Below are 18,671 nucleotides of genomic sequence, written 5' to 3'. Positions count from 1 at the left end.
CTCGGGCCCCACCACCAGCACGAGGTCGCGGCCGTCGGGCTCCAGGTCGGACAGCCGCCCTGGCGCGGTCGGGTCGAGCAGCAGCACCCGCTGCTGCGCCGCGCGCGCCGCCAGCTGCGCGGTCGACTCGACCGGCGCGACCTCCGGCACCCATGCGCGATGGGCCTGCTTGGCCGCCTCGCGCACGATCGTCGCCCAGCGCTCGCGACCCTTCGCGGCCTTGGGCCCCTCCCAGCGCGAGATGCTGCGACCCGCCTGCCACGGCACGATCTCGTCCACGCCGAGCTCGCACGCCGCCTGCACCGCGAGCTCGTCACGGTCGCCCTTCGCGAGCGCCTGCACCAGCACGACCCTCGGCGACGGCGCCGGCGACTCCGCGCGCTCTTGCACCCGCACCTCGACGCGCGACGGCGAGACCTCCTCCGCGACGCCGGTCAGCCACGCGCCACGGCCGTCCCCCACCGTCACGGCCTCGCCGACCCGCAGCCGACGCACCACGGCCGCGTGCTTCGCCTCGGCGCCGGTCAGCGTGACCACGTCGCCGACGGCCGCGCCTCCCGCCGTCTCGACAAGGAAGTGGAGCGCCACGATCAGTGTCCGCGGAACCGGTCGCGCAGCTTCGAGAACAGCCCCTGCTGGAACTGGGCGAGCTGCGGGGCCGGAGCCTTCGCCTTCTTCGCGAAGTCCTCGATGAGCTTGCGCTGCGACGCGTCGAGCTTCGTGGGTGTCACGACCTGCACGCCCACGCGCAGGTCGCCGCGCTGGGTGCCGCGCAGCGGCGTGATGCCGCGGCCCTTGATCGTCAGCACGTCGCCGGACTGCACACCGGGGCGGATCTCCAGGTCGACCTCGCCGTCCAGGCCCTCGATCGACGTGTCGGTGCCGAGGATCGCATCGGTCATCGACACCTCGAGCGTCGCGAGGAGGTCGTCGCCCTCCCGGCTGAACGCGGGGTGCGGGGTGACCGTGACCTCCACGTACAGGTCGCCGTTGGGGCCACCGGCGCGACCGACCTCACCGGAGCCGGGCAGCTGAAGCCGCAGTCCGGTCTCCACGCCGGCGGGGATGTCGAGCGACACGGTGCGCCGCGACCGCACGCGCCCCTGTCCGCCGCACGTGCCGCACGGATACGGGATGGTGGTGCCGTAGCCCTCGCACGTGCCGCACGGCTGCGAGGTGACGACGTTGCCGAGCAGGCTGCGCACCTGACGCTGGACGTGGCCGGTGCCGCCGCAGATGTCGCACGTGACGGGCGACGTGCCCTCCTGGCAGCACGAGCCCTGACACGTCTCGCACAGCACCGCGGTGTCGACCTCGATGTCGCGGTGTGCGCCGAACACGACGTCGCCCAGCTCGAGCGTCACGCGCACCAGGGCGTCTTGACCGCGCTCGCGCCGCGACCGGGGTCGGGCTCCGCGGCCACCGCCCTGCGCGGCGCCGAAGAACGTCTCGAAGATGTCGCCGAACCCGCCGAAGCCGCCGAAGTTGCCCGCGGCGCCGTCCCCGCCGCCCATGTCGTAGCGGCGTCGCGACTCCTCGTCGCTGAGCACGTCGTAGGCGTGGGTGACGAGCTTGAACCGCTCGGCCGCGTCCTCGCCCGGATTCACGTCCGGGTGGAGCTGCCGCGCCAGTCGGCGGTACGCCTTCTTGATCTCATCCGTGGAAGCGTCCCGGGACACCCCGAGAACCTCATAGTGGTCCGCCACAATCGCCCTTCTGCGTGTTCCGTGGGGCCGCGTCAGCGGCCGGCCTCGTCGTCGTCGAGCATCCGCGACAGGTAGCGGGCCACCGCCCGCGCCGCCGCCAGGTTGCTCGGATAGTCCATGCGCGTCGGCCCCATCACGCCGACGCGCGCCGTTCCGGTCGGTGCCGCGTAGTCGCTCGCGACGATCGACGCCTCGCCGAGACCGAACGGCGCGTTCTCGGTGCCGATGCTGGCCGCCAGGCCGTGCTCGTCGGCCACCATCTCGCTCATCAGCCGCAGCAGCGTCACCTGCTCCTCGATCGCTTCGAGGAGCGGGTGGATGCTGCCGCGGAAGTCGTGCTCGCGGCGGGCGAGGGTCGCCGCGCCCGCCATCACCAGTCGCTCCTGACGGAACCCGCCCAGCTCGTCGACGAGGACGCCGGCGAGAGTGCGCAGCACGCGGTCGCGCGGCGTCTCCTCCGCGGCCAGCAGGGTCTGCAGCCGCTCGGACGCCTCCGCGATCGCCTGCCCCGTGATGAGCGCGGAGAGCCGGGCGCGGAGCACACCGAGATCGGCCTCGTCGATCGCATCCGGCAGCACGGTCATCCGCTGCGAGACGCCGCCGGCATCGGTCACCAGCACGGTCAGGAGACGGTTGGGAGCCAGCGCGACGAGCTCCACGTGCGTGACCCGCGCGCGGGCGAACGACGGATACTGCGCCAGCGCGACCTGGCCCGTGAGCTGCGTCAGTACCCGCACCGTGCGCGCCATGAGGTCGTCGAGGTCGGCGGGGTCGGCGAGGAACGACTCGATCGCCGAGCGCTGCGCCGAGGAGAGGGGACGGAGCTGGGCGAGGTGGTTGACGAAGACGCGGTAGCCCTTGTCGGTGGGCACGCGACCGGACGACGTGTGAGGGGCGGTGATGAGCTCCTCGTCTTCGAGCTGCGCCATGTCGTTGCGGATCGTCGCCGCGGACACCCCGAACGAGTGACGGTCTACGATCGATCGGCTGCCCACCGGCTCGTGCGTCTCGACGTAGTCCTGCACGATCGCGCGGAGAACCTGGAGTCCTCGCTCTGTGACCATGGCCCACCCCTTCCCGCTGACGACCGGACGCTGGCACTCTGACACCCTGAGTGCCAATCCTACCGCGTACGACCGGGAGTTCTCCGAACCCGCGCGCCGATCACTCAGTCGGTGAGCTCGCGCACCACCGCGTCGGCGAGGAGGCGTCCGCGCAGGGTGAGCTGCACGCGCCCGCGGATCGCCGCCGCCGCGTCGATCAGGCCGTCCGCGATGAGCCCGGCCACGCGGGGGCGGTTCGCCGCGGGCAGGTCGTCCACCGCGATGCCCTCGCGGATGCGGCTGAGCAGCAGGATGCGCTCGAGCGTCTGGGCCTCCACGTCGGGGCGCTCCCGTCCCGCCGCCGGAGACGCGGACGCCGCGAGCCGCTGCGCGTAGGCGGCCGGATGCTTCACGTTCCACCAGCGCAGTCCCGCCACGTGGCTGTGCGCGCCGGGACCGAAGCCCCACCAGTCGCTCCCCCGCCAGTACGCCAGGTTGTGCCGCGACCGCTGCTCCGGCGTGCGCGCCCAGTTGCTGACCTCGTACCACTCGAAGCCCGCCGCGGCCAGCCGCTCGTCGGCCAGCTCGTACATGTCCGCCTGCAGGTCGTCGTCGGGGGTAGGCACCTCGCCGCGACGGATCTGCCGCGCCAGCTTCGTGCCGTCCTCGATGATCAACGCGTACGCGGAGATGTGGTCCGACTCCAGCTGGAGGGCCGCATCGAGCGACGCCTCCCAGTCGGCGAGCGACTCCCCCGGCGCGCCGTAGATGAGATCGACGCTGACGTCCAGTCCCGCACCCTTGGCCGCGGCCACCGCCGTCCGCACGTTCTCCGGCTGATGCGTGCGATCGAGAGCGGCGAGCACGTGCGGCACCGCCGACTGCATGCCGATCGACAACCGCGTGACGCCGGCGTCCGCGAGGGTGCGCGCCACCTCGGGTGTCACCGTGTCGGGGTTCGCCTCCACCGTCACCTCGGCACCCGGCGCGAGCCCGAACGCCGCGGTCGCCGCGCCGAGCATGCGCGCGAGGTCGCCCGGGGGCAGCAGCGTCGGCGTGCCGCCCCCGAAGAACACCGTGTCCATCGGTCGCAGCGCCCCCGCGGCGTCCAGCACGCCGCGAGCGAGGGCGATCTCGCCGATCAGGGTCGACGCATAGTCCTCCTGCTTCGCGCCGCGCAGCTCGCTCGACGTATAGGTGTTGAAGTCGCAGTAGCCGCAGCGCACGCGGCAGAACGGCACGTGCAGGTACGCCGAGAACGGGGTGTCGGCAGAGATCGGCAGGTCGTCGGGCAGGCGGCCGTCGGCGGGAGCCGGATCGCCGAGGGGAAGCGGTCCCGCCATCAGACGGGGGTCGCGTACAGCGGGGAGATCGCGCGCAGGTACCGCGCGAACAGCTCGCGGCGGCGCCGCTTCATGAGGGCCGGGATCAGGCGGTAGACGAGCGCGTTGGGCGCGTCGAACGCGCGCACCGTGAACCACACCTCGTCGTTGTCCTCGCGCCAGTCGACGTCGAACGACTCCTCGCCGCTGACGACCGAGCCCCCGATCGTCCCGAGCACGAAGCCGATGCGCCGTGTCTCCTCGGTGACCGAGATCACGCGCAGCTCGGAGTCGGCGCGCATGCCGCCCACCCGACCGCGCAGGTGCAGCGTCATCCCGGCGCCGACGAACGGCATGCCCTCCGCGTCGTAGCGCGGCTCGACGTCGCGCTTGCTCGGCGCGATCGGGTTGCCCTCGGCGTCGAAGCTGACCCCGGCGTACGCGGGGCCCGGGGCGGGACGCACGTCTTCCACCGAGAGTCCCGCTGCGCGCTGCGCCGTCCACGACAGCAGGGCCTCGCCCGCCGTCTGGAACCGCTCCTCGCCGCTGCCGATCCGCCAGGACTCCTCCGCCGGGATGCTGCGCTCCGGCGGGTACTGCATCAGGTCGGGGGCGTGGGTCGCACCCACGGCCGCATAGTCCACCGTGTCGTCTCGGAAAGTCCCGCGCCGCATGAGATCCAGCCTACTTCGGGTTCCCTGGGCGAACACCCCCCGCACCACGGGAGCGCCCAGGATCGCCCGGGTTACTTCTTGTCCTTGCCCTCGACGTCGCCGGAGAGCGCCGCGATGAACGCCTCCTGGGGGACCTCGACGCGGCCGACCATCTTCATGCGCTTCTTGCCCTCCTTCTGCTTCTCGAGGAGCTTGCGCTTGCGGGTGATGTCACCGCCGTAGCACTTGGCGAGCACGTCCTTGCGAATCGCGCGGATGGTCTCGCGGGCGATGATGCGCGCACCGATCGCCGCCTGGATCGGCACCTCGAACTGCTGACGAGGGATGAGCTTGCGCAGGCGCTCGGCCATCATCGTGCCGTACGCGTAGGCCTTGTCGCGGTGCACGATCGAGCTGAAGGCGTCGACCTTCTCGCCCTGGAGGAGGATGTCGACCTTCACCAGGTCGGCCTCCTGCTGACCGGAGGGCTCGTAGTCGAGCGAGGCGTACCCCTGCGTCTTGGACTTGAGCTGGTCGAAGAAGTCGAACACGATCTCGCCGAGCGGCATGTTGTAGCGCAGCTCGACGCGCTCCTCCGAGAAGTACTCCATGCCCAGCAGCGTGCCGCGCCGCGACTGGCACAGCTCCATCACGGTGCCGACGTAGTCCTTGGGCAGCAGGATCGCCGCCTTCACCATCGGCTCCGACACCGAGCCGATGCGCCCATCGGGGTACTCGCTCGGGTTCGTGACCGTGACCGTCTCGCCGGTGTCGCTGGTGACGACCTCGTAGATCACGCTCGGCGCCGTGGTGATGAGGTCGAGGCCGAACTCGCGCGCGAGCCGCTCCGTCACGATCTCCAGGTGCAGCAGGCCGAGGAAGCCGCAGCGGAAGCCGAAGCCGAGCGCGACCGAGGTCTCCGGCTCGTACTGCAGCGACGCGTCGGAGAGCTTGAGCTTGTCGAGGGCCTCGCGCAGTTCCGCGTAGTCGCTGCCGTCGATCGGGTAGATGCCCGAGAACACCATCGGCTTCGGGTCGGTGTAGCCGGGGAGCGCCTCAGCGGCGGGCTTGCGCGCGTTCGTGATGGTGTCGCCGACCTTCGACTGCCGCACGTCCTTCACGCCGGTGATGAGGTAGCCCACCTCGCCGACGCCGAGGCCCTTCGTGGGCGTCGGCTCGGGGCTGGACACCCCGACCTCGAGAGCCTCGTGGTTGGCGCCGGTCGACATCATCTGGATGCGCTCGCGCGGGGAGAGGCTGCCGTCGACCATGCGCACGTAGGTGACGACGCCGCGGTACGCGTCGTACACGGAGTCGAAGATCATGGCGCGGGCGGGAGCCTCGGCGTCTCCGACCGGCGCGGGGATCTCCCGCACGAGGCGGTCGAGCAGATCCTCGACGCCGACGCCGGTCTTGCCCGACACGCGCAGCACGTCTTCCGGCTTGCCCCCGATGAGGGAGGCGAGCTCCTTCGCGTACTTCTCCGGGTCGGCCGCCGGGAGGTCGATCTTGTTGAGGACCGGGATGATGTGCAGGTCGTTCTCGAGCGCCAGGTAGAGGTTGGCGAGCGTCTGCGCCTCGATCCCCTGTGCGGCGTCGACCAGGAGGATCGCCCCCTCGCACGCGGCGAGGGAGCGCGACACCTCGTAGGTGAAGTCCACATGGCCGGGGGTGTCGATCATGTTCAGCGCGAACGTCTCGCCGTCGATCTCCCAGGGCATGCGCACGGCCTGGCTCTTGATGGTGATGCCGCGCTCGCGCTCGATGTCCATGCGGTCGAGGTACTGCGCCCGCATGTCCCGGTCCGACACCACTCCGGTAATCTGGAGCATGCGGTCGGCGAGCGTCGACTTGCCGTGATCGATGTGGGCGATGATGCAGAAATTGCGGATCTGCGCAGCCGGCGTCGCGGCAGGCTGAAGCGGGGTGAGAGCGCGTGGGGACATGTCCCGTCGATTCTACGGTGAGGGGCAGGGGAATCCCCATTCGGGGACATCGGTGATAGTCTCCCGAAGTTGCCCGGGATCAATCCGTGACACCGGATCCCGTAAGCGATACGACTCCGTCACAGACTCCGTGAGGGCTGTCGCGTCGCGCAGAACGGCGGATGGCGCCCGATTCATCCGCCCGGCTCAGCGTTGCGTCGGCGGATCCCGAGCGCGTCTGGAGAAGAGAAAGACAATCCCCCTTGATCAAGTACCTCGCACGCCGCGCCCTCGGCTGGCTGCTCATGATCGTGGTCGCGACGAACCTCACCTACTTCCTCGCGTGGGGGTTCCTCGATCCGCGCAGCAACTACGTGGGCCGTCGTCCTCCGCTCAGTGAAGAGCAGATCAACAACCTCCTCGTGCCGCGCAATCTCAGCGACACCGTGCCGCTCATCGAGCGCTGGTGGAACTGGTTCACGAGCATCCTCCTCCGCTGGGACTGGGGGGTGAGCCCGACCGGCGGCTCCGTCAACGAGCAGGTCGCGTACCGCATGTGGGTCAGCGCGGAGCTCGTGCTCGGCGCGACGATCATCACCACGATCCTCGGCATCGCGCTCGGCGTGTACACGGCCTCCCGCCAGTACAAGCTCGCCGACCGCATCGGCCAGGCCACCAGCATCATCACGCTGAACATCCCGATCGTGGTCGCGGCCTTCGCGATCGTGCTGCTCGCGATCGGCCTCAACAACGCCACCGGCACGCGCATCTTCTATGTGACAGGGAACGCCAGTCAGGGGGTCGAGGGCTTCTTCCCCACCCTGATAGATGTGCTGCAGCATCTGACGCTGCCGACCATAGCCCTGGTGCTCACGGGCTACGCGAGCATCCACTTCCTGCAGCGCTCGCTGCTGCTGGACAACATCAACGCCGACTACGTGCGCACCGCTCGCGCCAAGGGCCTCACCAAGCAGCAGGCCATCCGCAAGCACGCGCTGCGCACCTCGCTGATCCCCGTCGCCACGCAGGTCGCCTTCACGATCCCCGCCATCTTCACCGGTGCGGTCCTGACCGAGACGATCTTCGCGTGGAACGGCATGGGCAAGTACTTCATCGAGACCATCTCGAAGAACGACATCCACGGAACCGTCGCGATCGCGGCCTTCGGCGCGGTCCTCACGGCGATCGGCGCGATCCTCGCCGACATCGCCGTCGTGGTCCTCGACCCGCGTGTGAGAGTGAGCTGACATGAGCACCGACATGCTCGACCCGACCATCCACCCGGACCCCGCGGCCGCCGGCCCCGAGACCACCCGCGTCGCGACGAAGCGCCTGTCGAAGTGGAGCCTGTACTGGCGGCGCTTCTCCCGCAACCGCGGTGCGCTCATCGGCCTGGTGATCTTCGCGCTGCTCGTGCTGTTCGCGATCTTCGGCCCGCTGATCGCGCGCTACGACCACGTGGAGCTCGACTTCCTCAACCTGAGCACCCCGCCGTCCACGGAGCACTGGTTCGGCACCAACAACGCCGGGAACGACCTGTTCGCGCAGGTCGCGGTCGGCCTGCAGCGCTCCCTCATGATCGCGCTCACCGTCTCCATCGGCGTCACGATCGTGTCGGCCCTGGTCGGCACGGCCGCGGCCTACTTCGGCGGCTGGACCGAGCGCATCTCGCTCCTGATCATCCACTTCATGATGGTGATCCCGAGCTTCCTGATCCTCGCGATGATCTCGAACAAGGCCGGCGGAGACTGGCGCGTGATCGCGCTCATCATGATCTTCGTGATCGGGTGGTACTTCCCCGCCCGCGTCATCTGGACGATGGCCCTGTCGCTGCGCGAGCGCGAGTACGTCAGCGCGGCCCGCTACATGGGCGTGGGCGGCATGAAGATCGTGCTGCGCCACCTGCTGCCGAACATCGGCTCGCTCCTCGTGATCAACTTCACCCTCGGCGTCGTCTCGGCCGTCGTGACCGAGACCGGTCTGTCGTTCCTGGGCTTCGGCGTCAAGATCCCCGACGTGTCGCTCGGCGCGCTGATCGGTGCCGGCTCGAGCTCGCTCACCACGGCCCCGTGGCTGTTCTACTTCCCGGCGGCGGCGCTGACCCTGCTCACGGTGTCGATGGCGTTGATCGCCGACGGCCTGCGCGACGCCCTCGACCCGACCTCGGCTGCAGGAGGCCGCGCATGACCAACGTCCTCTCCGTCCGCGACCTCAAGGTCAGCTTCGCCTCCGAGGCCGGCCGCGTCGACGCCGTGCGCGGCGTCTCGTTCGACCTCGAAGCCGGCAAGACCCTCGGCATCGTCGGCGAGTCCGGCTCCGGCAAGTCCGTCACCTCGCTCGCGATCATGGGACTCCTCGACGAGAACGCCAAGGTCACCGGCTCGATCATGTACGACGGCAAAGAGCTGATCGGCATGAGCGACAAGCAGCTGTCGGTGATCCGCGGCAACGGCATGTCGATGGTCTTCCAGGACCCGCTGACCTCGCTCACCCCCGTCTACACCGTGGGCGACCAGCTCATCGAGGCCCTCACGGTGCACCGCAGCCTGTCGAAGAAGGATGCGTGGGACCGCTCGGTCGAGCTGTTGAAGCTCGTCGGCATCACCGAGCCGGAGCGGCGCATGAAGTCGTTCCCGCACGAGTTCTCCGGCGGCATGCGCCAGCGCGTGGTGATAGCCATCGCGATGGCGAACAACCCCAAGCTCATCATCTGCGACGAGCCGACCACGGCCCTCGACGTCACGATCCAGGCGCAGATCCTCGATCTGATCGAGAAGGCGCAGGACGAGACCGGCGCCGCGGTGATCATGATCACGCACGACATGGGCGTGGTGGCCCGCACGGCCGACGACGTGCTGGTGATGTACGCGGGCAAGCCCGTGGAGCAGGCGCCCGTGCACGAGCTGTTCCACAAGACGCGCATGCCGTACTCGATCGGCCTGCTGGGCGCGATCCCGCGCGTGGACAAGGGCGACAAGCAGCCGCTCACCCCGATCAAGGGCAACCCGCCGCTGCTGATCGACCTGCCCGACGCGTGCCCCTTCGCCGACCGCTGCCCCATCGTGATGGACGCGTGCCGCGCGAAGGAGCCGGAGCTGCTCCCCGTGGCCACCGGCTCGGGCGACCTGCACCGCGCCGCCTGCATCCGCTCGCACGAGATCGAGGACGGCGGCCTGCTGGGCGGCCTCCCGGTCTACCCCGTGCGCGCGGTGCCGGAGAGCGACCTCACGCGACTCCCGCGCGAGGAGCGCCCGGTCACGCTCGAGGTCAAGAACCTCACGAAGACCTTCCCGCTGCTCAAGGGCGCGTTCCTCAAGCGCAAGGTCGGCGAGGTGCAGGCGATCAAGGGCATCAGCTTCGACGTCCGTGAGGGCGAGACGATGGCCATCGTCGGCGAGTCCGGCTCCGGTAAGACCACGACCCTGCTGCAGATCATGGACATGGTCAAGCAGAGCGAGGGCGACATCGTGATCGCCGGCACCAGCGTCAACGACATCCACAGCCGCAAGGTGGAGCGGGCGCTGCGCCGCGACATCCAGATCGTGTTCCAGGACCCGATGGGCGCCCTCGACCCGCGCATGACGGTCGCCGACATCATCTCCGAGCCGCTGTTCGCGATCGGCACGCCCAAGGAGGAGGCGCACCGTCGCGTGGACGAGCTGATGGACCTCGTCGGCCTGAACCCGGCGCACAGCGACCGCTTCCCCCAGGCGTTCTCCGGCGGTCAGCGGCAGCGCATCGGCATCGCCCGCGCCCTGTCGACGAACCCGAAGATCGTGGTGCTCGATGAGCCGGTCTCGGCGCTCGACGTGTCGATCCAGGCCGGTGTGATCAACCTGCTCGACGAGCTGAAGGTGAAGCTGGGCCTGTCCTACCTGTTCGTCGCGCACGACCTGTCCGTGGTGCGCCACATCGCCGACCGCGTGGCCGTGATGTACCTCGGCGAGTTCGTCGAGCACGGCGACGTGGACGACGTGTTCGACAACCCGCAGCACCCGTACACGCAGGCGCTGCTGTCGGCCATCCCCGTCCCCGACCCGGATGTGGAGCGCACCCGCCAGCGCGTCGTGTTCGACGCGGCGACCATGTCGACCAAGCCCGCGACGGTCTGATCGCCGCGGTCGCGGGGTTGCTGGTCACCGTCCGATAACGGTTAGGCGCGATTCACTCCGGGGCGGTATGCCGGTCGCGACCGCGAACTATTCTTCCCTTTATGAAACGCCGAAAGGCGAAAGGAGCACCATGAAGAACAAGAAGTTGCTGGGGGCGATCGCGATCAGCGGCGCCCTGGCACTCGCCCTCGCGGGTTGCGCGAGCGGGTCCGGAAACACCGGTGGCGGGGACAACGGCGGCGACAAGGTCGAGACCAAGTCCGCCGACTACAACCCCCAGGACCGCAGCAACCTGCAGGAGGGTGGCGAGGTCAACTTCCCGATCAACGAGATCCCCGAGCAGCTGAACGCCTTCAACGGTGACGGCAGCGCGGACACCGTGCGTCTGTGGTCGTGGTACATGCCGCAGATCCTGCTCGTCTCGCCGGAGGGCGAGGTCACGAAGAACGACGCGTACCTCGACGCCTACGACATCGGCGAGAAGGACGGCAACACCACCATCACGTTCACGTTCACGGACGAGGCCCACTTCAACGACGGCACGGACATGGACTGGACGGCCATCGACGCGACGTGGAAGGCCAACCGCTCCTACGACGAGGGCTTCACCCCCAACGCGACCGACGGCTACAAGCAGATCAAGAGCGTCGAGCAGGGCGACTCCGCCAAGACCGCGGTCGTCACCTTCGACGGCATCTACGCCTGGCCGTCCATGGCGTTCCTGACCGGTGGCGTGCTGCACCCGGCCGTCGCCGACCCGACCGTCTTCAACGAGGGCTTCATCGGCAACATGCACCCCGAGTGGGGTGCCGGACCGTACACGGTCGACACGTTCGACCCGAACGGCGGCTTCGTCTCGTTCAAGCCGAACCCCGAGTGGTGGGGCAACGCACCGCTGCTCGACTCGGTGACCTTCACGGCGATGGAGCCGGACGCCGCGATCAACGCCTTCAAGAACGGCGAGATCGACATGGTGGGCGCCAACACCAACGACCGTCTGAAGCAGCTGCAGGACGTCGACGACACCACGGTGCGTCGCGCGCAGCAGACCGCGAAGACGATCATTATGGTCGACGCCGACAAGCCGCAGTTCGAGGACATCGACGTGCGCAAGGCCTTCTTCATGGGCATCAACATCGACCAGCAGAAGCAGATCGCGTGGAACGGCCTCGGTTACGAGGAGCCGGCCGCCGGTTCGCTGAACCTGTATGCGTTCCAGGACGGCTACTCCGACTCGTTCGCGACCGCCGGTCTGAAGAACGACGTCGACGCGGCCAAGAAGCTGCTCGACGACGCCGGCTGGACCGAGGGCGACGACGGCATCCGCGAGAAGGACGGCGAGAAGCTGTCCATCACCTACCCGGTGTTCGGTGAGGACCCCACGCTCGAGGCCCTCGCGAAGTCGCTCCAGGCCCAGCAGAAGGAGATCGGCATCGACGTGCAGATCGACGTCCGCCCCTCGGCCGACTTCTCGAACGACCTGACGTCGAAGAACTGGGACGCGGTGTCGCTCCGCTTCACCGACTCCGACCCGTTCGGTCCGGCTTGGTTCTGCCAGCTCTACTGCTCGGACAGCCAGCTGAACCTGTCGGGCACCGGCACGGCCGAGATCGACAAGCAGATCGCCGACGAGGTCGAGTCGCAGAAGGACGCGGAGTCCTGGACCGCCGCCTCCATGGAGCTCGAGCCGAAGATCATCGAGCAGACGTGGGGCGTCATCCCGCTCTACAACGGCCCGTCGATCTTCGTGGTCAAGAACGGCCTGGCGAACCTTACGCCGGAGCCCTACGTGGGCCTCGACCTGTTCGGCGTCACGCCGGTCGAGAACGTCGGCTGGGAGAAGTAACACCCTCTGACACATCTCGTGTCGACGCGGGGTCGGTGGTTCGCCACCGGCCCCGCTTCCTTATGCTGAAGACGTGAGCGTCCAGACCGTCCTCGTGCACGGCATCCGCACCTCGGCGACCATGTGGCGCTCCCAGGTGGCGTACCTGGAGGAGCACGGGCATCCCGTGACCGCGCTCGATCTTCCCGGGCACGGCTCCCGCATGGCGGAGGACTTCACGCTGCACGAGGCCCTCCACACGATCGATGCCGCCGTGCGCGCCGCCGCCGAGCGCGGACCCGTGCTCCTGGTCGGGCACTCGATGGGCGGACTGCTCTCCCTCGCCTACACCGGTGGCGCCGAGCGTCCTCCGGTCGCCGGGCTCGTCGCGGCCGCCTGCACCTCGCTCCCGCAGGGTGCAGGGCTCCGCGCGTACCGACTGTTCGCGCGGGCCGTCGACTCGCTCCCCGACCGCGGCCTGTGGCTCACGCGGCAGATGCTCGCCGCCACGATCCCCGCCGAGAACCGCGCCGACTTCCAGGCCGGTGGCTACGCGCTCGACATGCAGGACACCGCGCTGCGCAGCCTGGCCGCGCTGGACGTGGCCGCCGCCGTCCCGCGCATCGACGTGCCGCTGTGGTTCGTGAACGGGCAGTATGACCAGCTGCGCCTGAACGAACCGCTGTTCCGCCGGCTCGCACCGCACGCGGAGCTCATCGTGGTCCCCCGCACCACGCACCTGGTCACGGCCATGCGACCCCGGGTGTTCAACGCGGTGCTGGCCCTCGCGATCGCCACCGTCGAGGCGCAGGCCGATGACTCATGAGCGGGCGGGCTGCCGTGCGAACGCCGTGAGCAGGCCCCCCACGAGCGACAGCACCGCAGCGGCGAGGAAGACGAGCCAGAAGCCGCCGACCAGCGCCACCAGCCCCGCCCCGAGGACCGGGCCGATCAGCTGACCGAGCGCCGCGGTGACGTTCACGATGCCGAGGTCGCGGGCGTGGTCCTGCTCGTCCGGCAGCAGGTCGGCCGCGAACGCGAGTCCCACCGTGGAGAAGGCGCCGTAGCCGAGCCCCATGAGCGCCGCGGCGACCATGGTCATCTCGAACGTGGGCACCAGCACGATCGCCACTCCGGACGCCGCCTGCACCACGGTCGCGGCGACCGTGAGCGTGCGGCGCCGCCCCGTCCGGTCGGACACGAGGCCGGTGACCACCGAGGCCAGCACCACGAACACCGTGTAGACGACGATCAGCAGCAGCAGGTTGTCCTGGGCGGTCGCGTTCTCCTGCCCCAGCCCGTGCAGCAGGAAGAACAGGAACAGGGCGGTGCCGAGCGCATTGCCGACGTTGGTCACCAGCCGACCGGACAGCATCCAGGCGAAGTCTCGGTCGCGCAGCGAGGCCAGCCGGGGGCGTCCGGCCTCCCGGGGACGCAGCGCCTCGGTCGTCGGCGGGTCGGGCAGCAGGAGCGCGGCCACCGACCCCGCAATCGCGATCACCGCGGCCAGGAGCAGGTAGCCCGACACGATGTCGAGTCCGAGGAGCACGACCAGCCCGACGCCGAGCACGATCCCGACCGCCTGGGCGGAGCCGACGGCGGCGGAGGCGGCACCCCGCTGCGTGGTCGGAAGCTGATCCGCGATCAGGGCGGTGAAGGCGGCCGACGACACCGCGACGCCGATCGAGACACCCACCCACCCGGCACCGACCGCCCAGGGTCCGGTCGTGAAACCGGTCAGCACCAGGCACAGGGCCGTCAGCCAGACACCACCCAGCGCCCACGGGCGTCGGCGGTGCCGTCCGGCGCGCGCGCGATCCGACAGGGCACCGGCGGCCGGACCGGCGACGATGCCCGCCAGTCCGCCCACCCCGAGCACGAGGCCGGAGGACACGACCCCGCGGATCCAGTCGTCCTCCGGGGTATCGAGCTGCAGCGGGAGGAGCAGCTGCACCGGGGTGAGCTGCACGGTCCAGATCGCCAGCCACGCCAGCGTGAACAGCGACATCCACCGCGCGCCGGCCCGGACGCGGTGCGTCGCCGGAGCCGCGGTCATCGCCGCGCCGCCGACGTCGTGGCACCGGTGCGGACGGAGGCGATCAGGTCGCGGTACCAGTCGTACGAGGCCTTCGGGGTGCACTCCCCCGTGGCGAAATCGACGTGCACCAGTCCGAAGCGCTGGGTGTACCCGTCGGCCCACTCCCAGTTGTCCAGCAGCGACCACACCGTGTACTCCTCGACCGGCACTCCGGCGTCGATGGCCTCGGCGACCGCGGCGATGTGCCCCGACAGGTAGGAGATCCGGTCGGCGTCGTCCACGCGGGCCGCCGTGTCGGGCTCGGGGAAGGAGGCACCGTTCTCACCGATGATCACGGGCGGCAGCTGCGGGTGCCGGGCGTGCAGGTCGATCAGCAGGTCGCGCAGGGCGGACGGCATGATCGGCCACTCCGGTCCGAAACCCGTCACCGGCACACCGGGGGTCGGCACGATGTCGAACGGGATGGAGCCACCGGCGGGAGCGGCGGTCACAGTCGTGGGGTTGTAGAAGTTGACGCCGTAGAAGTCGATCGAGCCGCCGATCGCCGCCAGGTCGCCCTCCTCGACGGGCAGCGGCGGCAGCCCGAGCGCCTCCAGGTCGGGGTACGCGCCGTCGAGCAGCGGGGTGCTGAAGATCCGGTTGTGCAGGAGGTCGTAGACGAACGCCGCCTCGTGGTCCTCTGGCGCATCGTGCAGCGGGAGGACCCAGGTGTGGTTGTTGACCAGTCCCACCGCCGTGGCCCCCCGCGTGCGCAGCGCCGCCGCGGCCCGCGCGTGTGCCAGCAGCTGGTGGTGCGCGGTGGGCAGCGCGTCGAACAGCAGCTGCTTCCCCGGCGCGAGGGCACCCACGGCATAGCCCTGGAGCGTCGTCATCGCCGGCTCGTTGAGGGTGTACCAGTGCGCGACGCGGTCGCCCAGGCGGTCGGCCACGATCGCCGCATACTCGCCGAATCGCTCGGCGGTGTCGCGCGCGAGCCACCCGCCCGTCTCCTCCACGGCGCTCGGCATCTCCCAGTGGAACAGCGTGGGGAACGGCGTGACGCCGCGCTCCAGCAGCAGATCGACGAACCGGGAGTAGTGGTCGAGGGCTGCGGTGTTCCCGCGCCCACGTCCGTCGGGCTGCACCCGCGCCCACGGGATCGAGAAGCGGTAGCGGTCGAGGCCGAGGGCGGAGGCGAGGTCGGCGTCACGCTCGGGATGGCGGTAGCTGTCGCAGGCGGGGTCGGCGGTGGAGCCGTCGACGATCGCGCCGGGAGCTTCGAGGTAGTCGTCCCAGATCGAGCGCCCTCCCCCGTCGGCGGAGCGCGAGCCCTCGATCTGGAGCGCCGAGGTCGCCGCAGACCAGCGGAGCCGGCCGAGCGCGGGGGAAGGAACGGAGGCGGGGGTCATGGGGCTCCTTGACGTCGTTGTCGGGTCAGGATGATTCTGCACCCGGTACCACTCCGAGCGCGACGCAGTTTCGCGGACGCGGCCTCGTTTCGCGCGATGCATCCGGGACTGGTAGAGTTGACTCTTGGCTTGCGTGTGGGTTCTTCCCTCACGACCGCCGTGCAGCAGCCCTCTTCTGCTGCCGGCACTCCGAACAACTCCTGTACAGAAAGCGTCCACACGTGGCAAACATCAAGTCGCAGATCAAGCGCAACAAGACCAACGAGAAGGCTCACGAGCGCAACAAGGCCGTGAAGAGCGAGCTGAAGACTCTCGTCCGCCAGACCCGCGAGGCCGTCGCCGCCGGCGACAAGGCCGCCGCCGAGAAGGTCCTGAAGAAGGCCACGGTCAAGCTCGACAAGGCCGTCAGCAAGGGCGTGCTCCACAAGAACCAGGCGGCCAACCGCAAGTCGGCCATCGCCAAGAAGGTCGCCGCTCTCTGAGCATCTGATCATCCGGAAGGCCCGTCTCCTCGCGAGGCGGGCCTTCTGTCGTTCCCGGAACACGTGGGGTCGACACGGGACAAGCGAGGGGCCGGGAACATGCCCTCCATCGCGGAGGCGGCGTGCAGCGGCACACGCTCGCGCCGGGACTGCGCGCCGGCGACGTGCATCTTCACGGGTGGCGGACCGCTGCCAGGCTGCGGGCGCCGCGCGCTCAGCCGCCGAAGGGCTCCCGCGTGGCGATGACCGTGACCATGCGCTCGAGCGCGAAGATCGGGTCGCGGGCGGCACCCTTCACCTCGGCGTCGGCGCGGGCGGTGGCCTGGATCGCCATCCCGAGCGACCGCTCGTTCCAGCCCGCGAGGTCGCGGCGGGCGCGGTCGACCTGCCAGTCCTTCATCCCGAGGCGCTGCGCGAGCTGACGGCTCGGCTCCCGATTCCCGGCGACCCGCGCCATCGTGCGCAGCTTCATGGCGAACGCCGCGACCATGGGCACCGGATCCGCTCCGGAGGCCAGCGCGTGCCGCAGCGACACCAGGGCCTCGCCGTAGCGCCCGGCGATCGCCGTGTCGGCGACGACGAACGCCGACACCTCGACGCGGCCGCCGTAGTACTTGGTGACGACCTCTTCCGTGACGTCGCCCTCGACGTCGCCGATCAGCTGCTGGCAGGCGGCGGCGAGCTCGGTGAGGTCATCGGCGAACGCGGAGACCAGGGCTCGCAGGGCCGGGGGCGCGATGCGCTTCTTGGCGGCCGCGAACTCCCCCGCCGCGAAGTCGACCCTGTCGCCGTCTCGCTTGATCGCCGGGCAGGGGATCTCGATGCCCCCGCCCGTGCCGGCACGCAGGGCGTCGAGCAGCTTCTTGCCACGAACGCTCGCGCCCGTGTGACGGAGCACGACCGTGGCGCCCTCCTGCGGTTGCTCGAGATAGGACACGGCCTCCTGCAGGAACGCGTCGGAGCACTTCTCGACGCCGGAGACCCGCACCAGGCGCGGCTCACCGAACAGGGAGGGCGACGTGAGGGCCAGGAGCGTGCCCGGGGCGTAGTCGTCGGCGCGGACGTCACTGACCTCGAGGGCCGGATCCTCGGCGCGCAGATAGTCGCGGACACCGGCGATCGCACGCTCGGCGCAGACCTCTTCCGGACCGGAGACGAGCACGATCGGGGCGGGACGGGGCTCGCGCCACGACACCTGCGGGATCTTCGCGGGCTTCGCGCCACCGCGGGCGGGAGGACGGGACGCTGCCATGACCCCAGCCTACCGGCGGCGTCCGACACCGCGATCGGACGAGCGCTGCCGCTGGTTCGGCGCAGACCTGCACGATGTCCCGCTGCCGCGGCGACGACCTCGACGCTCGGGAGTCGTCTCGCTCCACATCGCCAGAGCGCCGTGACGCAGCCCGAGCAGGATGCTTCCGCGCTCGTCGGTCCGATACACCTGGGCCCCCAGCGCGCCCAGCAGGTCGAGCGTCTCGCGGCGCGGGTGCCCGTAGTCGTTGTCGGCGCCCACGCTGATGAGCGCGACCACGGGTGAGAGCGCCTGGTAGAGCCCGGGGTCCTGATCGGCGCTGCCGTGGTGGGCGACCTTCACCACCGCGTACGGGCCGAGACGCTCCGAACGCTGGAGCAGCCGCTGCGCAGGGGCCGACAGATCGGCGAGGAAGAGCGAGCGAGGCACCCCTCCCCCGCTGAACTCCATCACGACGCCGAGGTCGTTGCCCGCGGGGAACGCCGTCGTATCGCGAACGGGCCACCGCACGCGCCAGGTCGCCCCGCCCAGGGTTCCCCTGAGCCCCGCGGACGCCTGCTCGACCCGTGCTCCCCCGGCCGCGAGCGAGGCGAGGGTCCGCTCGTCGTCCGCGTCGGCGGTCGGCCCGTGCAGCACCGCAGACACCCGGCCCCGCACGGCCTCGACGCCGCCCGCATGGTCCAGGTCGAAGTGGGTGAGCACGAGCAGGTCGAGTCGGTCGATGCCGAGCGAGCGCAGGCAGTCGCGAAGAGGTTCCGGCGCCGGACCGGTGTCGATCAGAGCCACGGCGCCCTCGGATCGGACGAGCAGCGCGTCGCCCTGACCCACGTCGCACGCGGCGATCGACCAGGCGTCCGGCGTCGCGGCCGTCGCGAGGGGCCCGCCGAGAAGGGCTTGCGCCCCGGCGAGGGAGCCGGCGACCACG

16 protein-coding genes are annotated in these 18,671 nt (G+C 70.1%); 6 read left to right on the top strand and 10 right to left on the bottom strand.

Features of this window, described 5'->3' with window-relative positions; translation table 11 throughout:
- From DW299_RS08950 to lepA, 6 genes are all read right to left on the bottom strand, one after another.
- Positions 1-588 (bottom strand): 16S rRNA (uracil(1498)-N(3))-methyltransferase (locus DW299_RS08950; protein WP_136036373.1); only part of this gene is annotated, 588 nt, incomplete at its 3' end.
- A gap of 2 nt (positions 589-590) precedes the next feature.
- Positions 591-1,706 (bottom strand): molecular chaperone DnaJ, encoded by a 1,116-nt coding sequence (dnaJ, locus tag DW299_RS08945; RefSeq protein WP_136030548.1) that lies wholly within the window; start codon positions 1,704-1,706, stop codon positions 591-593.
- 32 nt (positions 1,707-1,738) lie between these two features.
- Positions 1,739-2,770: a heat-inducible transcriptional repressor HrcA gene (gene hrcA / locus DW299_RS08940; protein ID WP_136036372.1), complete on the bottom strand. Its 1,032-nt coding sequence runs from the start codon at positions 2,768-2,770 to the stop codon at positions 1,739-1,741.
- 104 nt (positions 2,771-2,874) lie between these two features.
- Complete coding sequence (hemW, locus tag DW299_RS08935) at positions 2,875-4,092, bottom strand: radical SAM family heme chaperone HemW (RefSeq protein ID WP_136036371.1); 1,218 nt, start codon at positions 4,090-4,092, stop codon at positions 2,875-2,877.
- Positions 4,092-4,745, bottom strand: coding sequence for a DUF1990 domain-containing protein (locus DW299_RS08930; RefSeq protein ID WP_136030542.1), 654 nt, complete (start codon positions 4,743-4,745; stop codon positions 4,092-4,094). Before DW299_RS08930 ends, hemW begins: the two co-directional genes overlap by 1 nt.
- Before the next feature lie 71 nt (positions 4,746-4,816).
- Positions 4,817-6,670: a translation elongation factor 4 gene (gene lepA, locus DW299_RS08925; protein ID WP_136030540.1), complete on the bottom strand. Its 1,854-nt coding sequence runs from the start codon at positions 6,668-6,670 to the stop codon at positions 4,817-4,819.
- Positions 6,671-6,912: 242 nt separating this feature from the next.
- On the opposite strand from lepA, the gene DW299_RS08920 reads away from it, so the two are divergent.
- From DW299_RS08920 to DW299_RS08900, 5 genes are all read left to right on the top strand, one after another.
- Positions 6,913-7,896 carry an ABC transporter permease gene (locus DW299_RS08920; protein ID WP_136030537.1) on the top strand — a complete coding sequence of 328 codons (984 nt, stop codon included), beginning with the start codon at positions 6,913-6,915 and terminating at the stop codon, positions 7,894-7,896.
- Between the two features lies 1 nt (position 7,897).
- Entirely contained in the window at positions 7,898-8,836 is a 939-nt protein-coding gene (locus DW299_RS08915) for an ABC transporter permease (protein WP_136030535.1), read from the top strand.
- Entirely contained in the window at positions 8,833-10,761 is a 1,929-nt protein-coding gene (locus tag DW299_RS08910) for an ABC transporter ATP-binding protein (protein ID WP_136030533.1), read from the top strand. Before DW299_RS08915 ends, DW299_RS08910 begins: the two co-directional genes overlap by 4 nt.
- A gap of 130 nt (positions 10,762-10,891) precedes the next feature.
- Positions 10,892-12,607: an ABC transporter family substrate-binding protein gene (locus DW299_RS08905; RefSeq protein WP_136030531.1), complete on the top strand. Its 1,716-nt coding sequence runs from the start codon at positions 10,892-10,894 to the stop codon at positions 12,605-12,607.
- A gap of 73 nt (positions 12,608-12,680) precedes the next feature.
- Positions 12,681-13,412 (top strand): alpha/beta fold hydrolase, encoded by a 732-nt coding sequence (locus tag DW299_RS08900; RefSeq protein WP_136036370.1) that lies wholly within the window; start codon positions 12,681-12,683, stop codon positions 13,410-13,412.
- Here the strand turns inward: DW299_RS08900 and DW299_RS08895 are convergent.
- Entirely contained in the window at positions 13,407-14,642 is a 1,236-nt protein-coding gene (locus DW299_RS08895) for an MFS transporter (RefSeq protein ID WP_136036369.1), read from the bottom strand. The genes DW299_RS08900 and DW299_RS08895 overlap by 6 nt on opposite strands.
- Positions 14,639-16,012 (bottom strand): glycoside hydrolase family 1 protein, encoded by a 1,374-nt coding sequence (locus tag DW299_RS08890; RefSeq protein WP_136036368.1) that lies wholly within the window; start codon positions 16,010-16,012, stop codon positions 14,639-14,641. The genes DW299_RS08895 and DW299_RS08890 overlap by 4 nt, the downstream gene beginning before the upstream one ends.
- Before the next feature lie 221 nt (positions 16,013-16,233).
- Here DW299_RS08890 and rpsT point away from each other — a divergent pair, with 221 nt between their 5' ends.
- Positions 16,234-16,494 carry a 30S ribosomal protein S20 gene (gene rpsT / locus DW299_RS08885; protein ID WP_136030523.1) on the top strand — a complete coding sequence of 87 codons (261 nt, stop codon included), beginning with the start codon at positions 16,234-16,236 and terminating at the stop codon, positions 16,492-16,494.
- A gap of 214 nt (positions 16,495-16,708) precedes the next feature.
- Here rpsT and holA read toward each other — a convergent pair whose 3' ends face one another.
- Both holA and DW299_RS08875 read right to left on the bottom strand, forming a co-directional pair.
- A complete protein-coding gene (gene holA, locus DW299_RS08880; protein ID WP_136030521.1) occupies positions 16,709-17,746 on the bottom strand; it encodes a DNA polymerase III subunit delta in 1,038 nt (345 codons plus the stop codon).
- Positions 17,747-17,755: 9 nt separating this feature from the next.
- Positions 17,756-18,671, bottom strand: a 916-nt coding sequence (locus DW299_RS08875) for a ComEC/Rec2 family competence protein (RefSeq protein ID WP_136036367.1), incomplete at its 5' end; no start/stop codon positions are given.

It is taken from the genome of Microbacterium sp. K35, from assembly GCF_004794375.1.
Classification (GTDB): domain Bacteria; phylum Actinomycetota; class Actinomycetes; order Actinomycetales; family Microbacteriaceae; genus Microbacterium; species Microbacterium sufflavum.
This window is presented reverse-complemented; position numbering and strand designations above follow the sequence as displayed.

Coding starts and splice junctions, on each gene's coding strand:
- lepA (WP_136030540.1), bottom strand. CDS start 6,670: ATGTCCCCACGCGCTCTCACCCCGCTTCAGCCTGCCGCGACGCCGGCT.
- DW299_RS08905 (WP_136030531.1), top strand. CDS start 10,892: ATGAAGAACAAGAAGTTGCTGGGGGCGATCGCGATCAGCGGCGCCCTG.
- DW299_RS08915 (WP_136030535.1), top strand. CDS start 7,898: ATGAGCACCGACATGCTCGACCCGACCATCCACCCGGACCCCGCGGCC.
- hemW (WP_136036371.1), bottom strand. CDS start 4,092: ATGGCGGGACCGCTTCCCCTCGGCGATCCGGCTCCCGCCGACGGCCGC.
- DW299_RS08890 (WP_136036368.1), bottom strand. CDS start 16,012: ATGACCCCCGCCTCCGTTCCTTCCCCCGCGCTCGGCCGGCTCCGCTGG.
- DW299_RS08895 (WP_136036369.1), bottom strand. CDS start 14,642: ATGACCGCGGCTCCGGCGACGCACCGCGTCCGGGCCGGCGCGCGGTGG.
- hrcA (WP_136036372.1), bottom strand. CDS start 2,770: ATGGTCACAGAGCGAGGACTCCAGGTTCTCCGCGCGATCGTGCAGGAC.
- DW299_RS08910 (WP_136030533.1), top strand. CDS start 8,833: ATGACCAACGTCCTCTCCGTCCGCGACCTCAAGGTCAGCTTCGCCTCC.
- DW299_RS08930 (WP_136030542.1), bottom strand. CDS start 4,745: ATGCGGCGCGGGACTTTCCGAGACGACACGGTGGACTATGCGGCCGTG.
- holA (WP_136030521.1), bottom strand. CDS start 17,746: ATGGCAGCGTCCCGTCCTCCCGCCCGCGGTGGCGCGAAGCCCGCGAAG.